Source organism: Microcoleus sp. T3_A4 (assembly GCF_036700465.1).
Taxonomy (GTDB): domain Bacteria; phylum Cyanobacteriota; class Cyanobacteriia; order Cyanobacteriales; family Microcoleaceae; genus Microcoleus.
This window is the reverse complement of the sequence record NZ_JAUBOY010000096.1, coordinates 1-8,601: the sequence shown is the minus strand read 5'-3', so window position 1 is coordinate 8,601 and position 8,601 is coordinate 1. Positions and strand designations below refer to the sequence as shown.

The window sequence follows — 8,601 nt, the reverse complement described above, 5'->3', positions numbered from 1 at the left end:
CCTGTTTATAGCAAGACCAGAGTGAAAATAAGTTAGGAGTTGGGATTCAATCAACTCTTAGCAAAACTTTTCATTATATCATAAAATTATTTTGCAAGAGGTCTAATGCACATAAATAAAGTCTCTTATTCATAGTAGGCAATCTTCCCTAGAGTTTATGGAGGATTAAGGGCTAAAAGCCTACTACAAAGTAGGCATTAGATAAAATTTAACCTTAAAAGACATTCCCCTGACCAATAGCCTTATAAACTTCACGAATCATGTTATAATCACTGTCGTTAGCTGGCATCAGTTTAGCTCCTTGATACTTATCATTATCTTTCCCAACTAAAATTGCTTCAATTAGCTGATCTTGATTTTCTACCAGGCGGTCGCGAATTTTTTCAACAAGAGTATTAGGCAGGTTGCTACTAGCAACAAACAAATCACTAGGTAAGGGTTGCCCTGTGGCAATAATCCGAAAATCATTGGTTGATAAACCGTCTGTTTTGAGTAAATCTTTGTATCTATTCACACCAATTGCTAAGGCATCAACTTGGTCTTGTTTGAGAGCCTGCAAACCCTTTCTTTCCAACATTGAGATTTTGAAGTCGGATTGGGGATTTAAGCCAGCATCCAGGAGAATTTTAATCGGGCCTAGATGACCACCAGTTGCACCTATTTTCCACATAGCTATTGTTTTACCTTTCAATTGTGCTGCTGACTTAATCTCACTATTGGCACGAACAACAATAATTGAGTGATAGTCCGGGCGGGTGATGGCAATGATGGGCACAGCATTTGTCCGGGCCCGCATAATCACATATTCAGATGGCCCTGTTAGAGCTAATTTTAGCCGCTCCGACTGGAGAGCTACGGCTGCTCTTATATAGTTATCTACGGGGAATAATTCAATTTTTTTCTCCAAAACTTCCTCAAGAACAGTCCGAAAGGTTTGATAATTTTGCTGCAAATCTTCTGCACCCTGAACATCAGTTACAGCAAATTCAAGGGTTTCAGGTTCACTTACGGCCAAACTGGAAGAACTGCGATTAGATTGATTGACTGTTGTAGAACAGCTTGCTACAAACAATAGTGATAACCCAACAAAATGCCGCCGCTTCATGATTTTTAGGAGTTTAAGTGGCAGTTGAAAATTGCATAACTATTATAAGCTATTTGGAATAAACTTTCATTAAAATAGATTATCCGTTGGTTAAGCTTCAGTCAACTGTTGTGGCCAAATTATTAAGAAAAATTTTATCTATAGGTTTTATGGTTGGGAGCATAAGGCAGCGGATCTTGTAAACCTAACTCCTTAAACGCTGCCAGACTTAACTCACAGGAATCGCAAACGCCGCCAGCAACTTCACCGCCGTAACAAAACCAACTTTTTTTCGCAAGGCACTCCCTCATTATTGCCTAATTTATTTAATGATTTCTGTCTTTTTTAGCTCAATCAGAGGTATTAAGATAGAGAGTGTATCACGTTCTTTCCCCTATTGTGCCCCTATCCGAAATACTTCTTGAATGGCTTGAATATAATGGGGGTGACAGTCCCGATAGCCGGAATAATCTCAAGTGTTGATACTAATGTAAACGCGATCGGCGTTGAGAGTTTCGACCCCAGCGATACCAAAAGTTAGAAACATTGTATTGCGATCGAGAACGTAGGTGATGGGGAGGCTTTCGGACATTCGATCGAGGGTACAATCCCGTATCACCAGGACGCCTCAAGAGGACTTTGATTGTCTAATTTTTACAAGTCCCGTTTTTTAAGAAGCGACACAAAATTTGTCAAAAGTTTAAATAGCGACAACTAACCTGTTAAAGTCACTGCTGTACTTTTGTGGTCAAAAAAGCTGCTAGAATCTTTATAGAGCGAGGGCTTCAGTTAATCTTATGGAGACGGAATTAATTTTTAAAAGCGACAAATAATATGTTATTCGACACTAATCGCCATCTCATGCCCGGTAAAAAAACCATGATGTCTGTAGGCACTGGTTCACCAATATCTGTAATATAAGAATATAAGTTATATATCCAGTAAACCGGCCTAATCGAGACTTCACAATCTTGACTCCAGATACACAAAAACGAAGTCGCTCCGCGTGATATTACGCAGCAACTGGCAAAGTAATCACAAATTCCGTACCCTGTCCTATTTGAGAATTTACCTCAATTTTGCCTTGATGCTTGGCAACGATTTGATAGGAAATAGCCAATCCTAATCCAGTACCTTTACCGATCGACTTTGTAGTAAAAAATGGGTCAAATATCTGTTGGACACAGGCTGCTGCAATTCCCGGCCCGTTATCCCGAATCTTGACGGTGACAGTATTGTCGGCTGTAATTTCCGTGCTAATCCAAATGGTTGGCGAATAGGCTTTGTCTGCCTTTTTTACCTCTTCCAGCGCATCTATTGCATTGCTAATAATATTCATAAATACTTGATTCAGTTGCGCGGGATAGCACTCAACCGCAGGCAACTTGCCGTATTGTTTAATAACTTGAATACCTTGTTTGAGCCGATGATTGAGAATTACGAGGGTGCTATCAATTCCTTCGTGAATGTCGGTTGATTTCATTTTTCCGTCGTCCGATCGCGAAAAATTACGCATGGATACGACAATTTCGCGAATGCGATCGGCTCCCATTTTCATCGAAGAGAGGGTTTTTGGTAAATCTTCTCTGAGAAATTCGAGTTCAATGTCTTCGATGCGCTCTAGAATGGCATCTGGTGGGTTGGGATAATATTCTTGATAGAGAGTTACCAAACCTGCCAAATCTTCGATGTATTGGTTGGCATAGTCAATGTTGCCGCCGATGAAGTTGACGGGATTGTTGATTTCGTGGGCTATCCCTGCCACCATTTGACCGAGAGATGACATTTTTTCGGTCTGAATTAATTGGGATTGAGTTTGTTTGAGTTCTTGTGTATACTCGCTAACTCGCTGAATCAATTGATTGAAAGAGACCGCTAAAACTCCGATTTCGTCGTCTGTTGTGACTGGTACTTGCAGGTTGAAGTTCGATTCGCGAGTGACTTGCTGAGCCACATTAGTGACGGTTTCGAGGGGTTGGGCGATCGCGCGGCTGGTTTTGTCCGCCAGTGCGACAGCGATGAGTGCTGAAATTAGCATACTTCCGAGAATAATTCGGTTTCGCAAATTTTCAGCTTGTTCTAATGCTTGGGTTCCTTGCTGTTGGTGAGTTTCTACTGTAGAAATTAGCTGGGTTAAACATTGAGCAAGGTTATCTAGTACGATCGCCTCTTGGCCGCTGCTAGTCCTCAACATTTGTAGCTGTGCGGACTCGATGCTGTTGGGCTGCAAATTCCAAACTTCCGCTTCTTTTAACTGCAATTTAATTAGCTTACCGTAGTAATCAATGACGAGGGCCGATTTCTTCAATAGAGCCTGCAATGTGGCCTCTTCTGTTGCTAGTCTATCGGGATTTTCTCGTGCGAAAAATTCAATTTCTGAAATCAGGATTTTCGCCTGATTGATTTGCCCGAAAAACCGATCGTGTTCGTATTGCAGCCATACGGCGTTTCCCAAAACGACTGGCAATCTCGCCGCGTGCGATCGGGCTTCAAATACGGTATTTTGCAAATTTTGCAGCAGTTGCTGCTGCTGCCCAGCAACATTCACCTGAACTAAAGCTTGCTTGCGAAAGTAATCTCCCAATGTCAGTCCCGCACCAGTTCCCAAAATCGCTATGCCGATAGCTAAAGCATAGCCATAGCTAATTTTTTGACCTATCCGCAAATGGTTAAATCCTCCCTTCAGCCCAGTTAAATTAATAGATGAATGCTGTAAAAACTTTTTTTTAGCAGAGGTTTCTTGCTCTACTTTGCTATCTAGGGACTGAGTGTGGGTAAATAATAACATTGGCAGTTCCTCCCAAACAAATCAGGACTAAGGGAGCGAAGAAAAGCAAAATGCACTTATGCTGAAGGCGAAAAACAGTTTTGAGTGTTTAATTTTGAATTTGAAAATTTTTAACTCAAAACTTAACTCTTCCCCTAGTATCTCTGTTTTTAGACTAAAGTGCTTGTGATCTCTATCAACCATCTATGTGATTAGACGCCAATTTACAAAACTTATGATTACAGCGATTAGTATTTTTAGTCAGTTGGGACACAAGGCCCAACTACCGGTTCTCCCCGTTTTTCTTTTTCTGCCAGTTCTAGGTTTAATTCCAGCACATTTGCTAAAATATCGTCGCTGTCAGTAAATCCGTAAGCTTGCATTACATTAGCGATCGAGCTTAGCGTGGAGTTTAAAGAGCTGACTTGTTGGTTCTTCAAAAAACTTATTGTAAAGTTGACTAATTACCCACTGTTTTGCTAACATTTGTTGAGTGGGGTACAGTGAAGTAGTAAGATAGAAGCGCCCTTGCCTTTCTCATTTCTAAACATTTTCCATTTTAATACTGTAGCAGGTTCAATCATGGTAAAGTCTCAGTATGAAGGATATTCCATCGGCAAGAAACACACTGTCGCACTCAAAGAAAACTTCGGAAGTTCTAAAGTGTATGCACAAAATGCACAGTCAGTGCTTAACAAAGCTACTGGATTTATCAGTGCTTACGATTTCACGCTAAATCCTTATCGCGGCTGTCAGTACGGATGCAGCTATTGTTATGCTGCTGCTTTTAGCCCTAATTCACAGATGCGTCAGGATTGGGGGAATTGGGTCATCATCAAAGAAAATGCCACCGATATTTTAAAGAAAGAGTTGCATAGTTGGTACAAGAAAAACCCGGATCGACCACCTAGCATTTACATGAGTAGTGTCACCGATCCGTATCAGCCGCTTGAAACTAAAAAACTATTAACTAGGTACTTGTTACAAGTAATGCTTTCCTATCAACCGACGCTGGTTATCCAAACTCGCAGTCCTATGATAACTAGAGATATCGATATTTTACAGAAATTTCAGCGGTTGCGAATTAACATGAGCATTCCCACTGGTAGCGAAAAAGTAAGGAAAGATTTTGAACCAAAGTCGCCGAGTATTCCTGCGAGACTCAAAGCTATGGCAAAACTGAAATACAGCTTTCCTTACCAAGAAAATTGCGAAGTCAGATTTTCTATAACTGTGACGCCACTACTCCCTACCTTACCGGAAGATGAAGCGGATTTTATTAGCAAGCTGGCAGTTGTAGATCGAGTGGTGATTCAGGATTTTCATGCCAGCAACGGGCGATCGCTAATTGCGTCAACTCGAGAGGAAGCATTAGCTCTTAAACACAAGTACGCTTGGTGGTACAATAGCGAACAACAGAGTTATCGCAAGTTTAAAAATAAATTAATTGCGATGCTCCCAGATGTTGAAATTATGGAAGGTAAAGAGGGATTTGGCTATGAATAACTCGCTAGCTAACTGGTGGCGTTCCCATCAGTTTAACGAAGCCGTTAAGAGTCAAAATAATCGACTTGCCCAACAACTGTTAAAACAAATAGAAAATTCCGGAGCAAAACTCTCATGGCAGCAGAAGCTATTTAAAGAGCGCCTACAGCTTGAGAAGTTATTGCATAAAAAAAATGACCGCATCAAAGAAGCCGAGCGGCATTTAGAAGAATTAGAAATGCAACTAAGCTTCGGGCAACTTGACGATTCGCTGGCGCGGATTGATCAATTAACCTTGTTTCCAGACCCAAAGTTCATTGAACATATTTCAAAATCTTTCAAATTGATAGACTGCGATGAGAGTATGATTCAATGCACTGGCATTGACGACAAAACATTTAGTAATTTTGAACAACATTTGGCTGGCTTTATTAAGAATGAGTTTAATAAGTTGAACCGGGAAAAAAACAATATTGATTATTTACTTGAACAAGCTATTGACGATATACAGAAACTGAAAGAAGGACAAGATCCTAAATACAATTTTGAGCTAAGTCCTCACGTCTATTTAATTAGGTATTTCCTAGATAACGTCTACTGTACATATCTAGCTTGGTTCCTGATTTACAAGGCTGGCTTATTACCGACTAAAGTTAATATCCTCGATATTGCTGCTGGGCCGGGTACTGTTGCTTACGGACTCGGTTTGTTGCTGCAAAGCAGTAGCGACTTTTTTTCAATGCCGCCAATGCACATATCCTACTACTCTCTGGAACAGCAAAAAGCTTTTCAATATCGCGGACTCCAGTTTTGGCGGCAATACATGGAACCCCAGGCGATGAATGCTTACTTTCGGTTTGACACTTCTAGTATCTTTGATGGGGAAAATCAATCTAAAAGACTGCCTAAAAAATTCTTTGATTTTATAGTGATTTCTCACTGTTTTTTTAACGATGAGGAGAGAAGAGAAAAATCCCTTCAGATTTACAAGGATATATTTACAAACAGCCTGAATGATTCGGGTTACGCTTTGCTAATTATTCAAGATAAGAAGTTGCTGATACCATACAATGTTCGTCGAGTTGATGATTGCCAACAAGAGCTAAATGTAGTACGACAATTCGTTAATGAACTGGGCTTAAACTTAGTTTGGTATAAATATTTAAATTCAATCGGTAGCAGGACATCCCATCCTAACTTTGGAAAGTTTGCTATAGAAAATCTACCTGTACAGAAATTCATCAGTCCACTTTTCCGCCAGCACCTTAAATTACCTTACGAGCCGCATTATGGGCTTGATGACTATGTGATATTAGCAAAAAAATGATAAATATACATCTCGAAAGAAATGAAAAAAGTTTCCAATTTAACATTTAATCGTAAAAATCTGTGATTCAAAAATCGACTGAAACACCTACCAATAACATTCAAACTGGATGGCACGGCAGTCTGGATTTAGCCTATGCCAACCGCAGCGGTGCAACTCAAATCATTCACAATCAAATGCAAGCGCCCCTTAAGGTGCAGCGCCCGTTTTATCCTGAAGGGAAAGAGATTTGCCACAGCGTCATCTTGCACACGGCTGGGGGAGTTGTCGGGGGCGATCGACTTTCCAGCCATTTTCACCTCCAACCCAACGCCAAAGCCTTGATTACCAGCGCCGCTGCTAGTAAAATCTATCGCAGCAGCGGACTAGAATCACAACAAAATATTGACATCAAACTAGAAGCCGGTGCTAATTTAGAATGGCTGCCACAGGAAACTATCGTTTTTGACGGCGCAATATATCGGCAAAATTTGCGAGTAGAATTAGCACCAACAGCCAGGATTTTACTGTGGGAAATTACCAGATTTGGACGCAGTGCTAGGGGCGAAAAGTTCTTGTCGGGAGAATGGATCTCGCACACCGAAGTCTGGCAACAAAACAGCCCTTTATGGATTGACAGACAATTGCTCAAAGGTGGAGAAAAAATGCTCGAAAGCCCTCACGGCCTCGCAGGAAAACCCGTAGTCGCCACCCTCGCTTGGGTAGGCGAACCCGTCACCACAGAGTTCGTGGAAAAAGTGCGAGATTTGCCATCGGAGGCAACAATTTATCCTGGTAATTCCACCCTCGGCGTGACTCGTATTCCTAACGGTTTGCTGTGCCGATATCGCGGTACATCCACCACCGCAGCGAGAGACTGGTTTGTCAGCATTTGGCACTTGCTGCGCTTGTCTTATTCACAACGCCCTTGCTGTTTGCCCAGAGTTTGGATAAAATAGGATGATATTTGAGTTTCAATGTATAGTTGCCCTCCTAACTAGATTATTCATCTCTCTCTTCTCTGACTCTGCGCCCTCTGCGCCCTTTGCGGTTAAATCATTCACAAAAAACCGTAAAAGATATCATAATCAAATAATGCGATCGCACTTACAAGAATAAAAATGCAACTCACCCCCCAAGAAAAAGACAAACTGCTGATTTTCACCGCAGCCCTGGTAGCAGAGCGGCGGAAACAACGAGGTTTAAAATTAAACTATCCAGAAGCACTAGCCTACATTTCCGCCGCCATTCTAGAAGGAGCCAGAGACGGCCTCACCGTCGCCGATTTAATGAGTTATGGAACCACTCTCCTGACGCGGGAAGATGTGATGGAAGGGATACCGGAAATGGTGCATGAAGTCCAGGTTGAAGCGACTTTTCCCGATGGAACTAAACTCGTTACAGTACACGATCCGATCCGTTAAAAAAATCAACCACAGAGACTCATAGGAGGAAAAGATGATTCCAGGAGAAATGATTATTTCAGCCGGCGAAATAGAACTCAATGCAGGGCGTGAAACAGTGCGGTTGCTGGTAGGAAATAAAGGCGATCGACCCATACAAGTTGGCTCGCACTATCACTTTTACGAAGCTAATGAAGCCTTAGAATTTAATCGAGAACAAGCAAAAGGAATGCGATTGGATATTCCGGCGGGAACAGCAGTTAGATTTGAACCCGGAGATGAAAGGGAAGTGCAATTAGTGCCGTTTGTAGGTAGTCGTCAAGTCTACGGCTTCAATGGAAAAGTGAACGGTCATCTGGATGCTGAAGTATGAAACCAGATGAGCGTTCACGATTGTTGATTTGGGAATTAGAAACTTTTTAACTTCAAAGTTCTGCCAGTTTCCAAAAAAAAATGCAACTGTAGGAAATATCCACACCATGATACAGCGGTTCCCGCTGTTATGAGGTACAATCAATAATAATGAAATATCATTGTGTAATCAAACCTAATGAAA

At 41.4% G+C, this 8,601-nt stretch carries 8 protein-coding genes; 5 read left to right on the top strand and 3 right to left on the bottom strand.

What is annotated here, in order from left to right; genetic code table 11:
• Positions 1-214 precede the first annotated feature (214 nt).
• From phnD to QUA07_RS29205, 3 genes are all read right to left on the bottom strand, one after another.
• The gene (phnD, locus tag QUA07_RS29215; RefSeq protein WP_333332571.1) at positions 215-1,105 is read right to left on the bottom strand and encodes a phosphate/phosphite/phosphonate ABC transporter substrate-binding protein; all 891 of its coding nucleotides are present in this window, start codon (positions 1,103-1,105) and stop codon (positions 215-217) included.
• Positions 1,106-2,096: 991 nt separating this feature from the next.
• The gene (locus QUA07_RS29210; RefSeq protein ID WP_333332568.1) at positions 2,097-3,872 is read right to left on the bottom strand and encodes an ATP-binding protein; all 1,776 of its coding nucleotides are present in this window, start codon (positions 3,870-3,872) and stop codon (positions 2,097-2,099) included.
• Between the two features lie 236 nt (positions 3,873-4,108).
• The gene (locus QUA07_RS29205) at positions 4,109-4,291 is read right to left on the bottom strand and encodes a hypothetical protein (RefSeq protein WP_333332566.1); all 183 of its coding nucleotides are present in this window, start codon (positions 4,289-4,291) and stop codon (positions 4,109-4,111) included.
• A 142-nt stretch (positions 4,292-4,433) separates the two neighbouring features.
• Here QUA07_RS29205 and QUA07_RS29200 point away from each other — a divergent pair, with 142 nt between their 5' ends.
• The 5 genes from QUA07_RS29200 (at position 4,434) to QUA07_RS29180 (ending at position 8,418) form a co-directional block, all read left to right on the top strand.
• Positions 4,434-5,357, top strand: a complete 924-nt coding sequence (locus QUA07_RS29200; RefSeq protein ID WP_333332563.1) for a radical SAM protein — start codon at positions 4,434-4,436, stop codon at positions 5,355-5,357.
• A complete protein-coding gene (locus QUA07_RS29195; RefSeq protein ID WP_333332560.1) occupies positions 5,350-6,663 on the top strand; it encodes a photosystem II assembly protein in 1,314 nt (437 codons plus the stop codon). The genes QUA07_RS29200 and QUA07_RS29195 overlap by 8 nt, the downstream gene beginning before the upstream one ends.
• 62 nt (positions 6,664-6,725) lie before the next feature.
• Positions 6,726-7,601 (top strand): urease accessory protein UreD, encoded by an 876-nt coding sequence (locus QUA07_RS29190; protein ID WP_333332557.1) that lies wholly within the window; start codon positions 6,726-6,728, stop codon positions 7,599-7,601.
• 162 nt (positions 7,602-7,763) lie between these two features.
• A complete protein-coding gene (ureA, locus tag QUA07_RS29185) occupies positions 7,764-8,066 on the top strand; it encodes an urease subunit gamma (RefSeq protein WP_015179363.1) in 303 nt (100 codons plus the stop codon).
• Positions 8,067-8,100: 34 nt separating this feature from the next.
• On the top strand, positions 8,101-8,418 hold the full coding sequence (locus QUA07_RS29180) for an urease subunit beta (protein ID WP_333332554.1): 318 nt from the start codon (positions 8,101-8,103) through the stop codon (positions 8,416-8,418).
• Positions 8,419-8,601 lie beyond the last annotated feature (183 nt).

Excerpts from the sequence above, each read along its gene's own strand:
- QUA07_RS29200 (WP_333332563.1), top strand. The coding sequence starts at position 4,434 with ATGGTAAAGTCTCAGTATGAAGGATATTCCATCGGCAAGAAACACACT.
- phnD (WP_333332571.1), bottom strand. The coding sequence starts at position 1,105 with ATGAAGCGGCGGCATTTTGTTGGGTTATCACTATTGTTTGTAGCAAGC.
- QUA07_RS29180 (WP_333332554.1), top strand. The coding sequence starts at position 8,101 with ATGATTCCAGGAGAAATGATTATTTCAGCCGGCGAAATAGAACTCAAT.
- ureA (WP_015179363.1), top strand. The coding sequence starts at position 7,764 with ATGCAACTCACCCCCCAAGAAAAAGACAAACTGCTGATTTTCACCGCA.
- QUA07_RS29195 (WP_333332560.1), top strand. The coding sequence starts at position 5,350 with ATGAATAACTCGCTAGCTAACTGGTGGCGTTCCCATCAGTTTAACGAA.
- QUA07_RS29210 (WP_333332568.1), bottom strand. The coding sequence starts at position 3,872 with ATGTTATTATTTACCCACACTCAGTCCCTAGATAGCAAAGTAGAGCAA.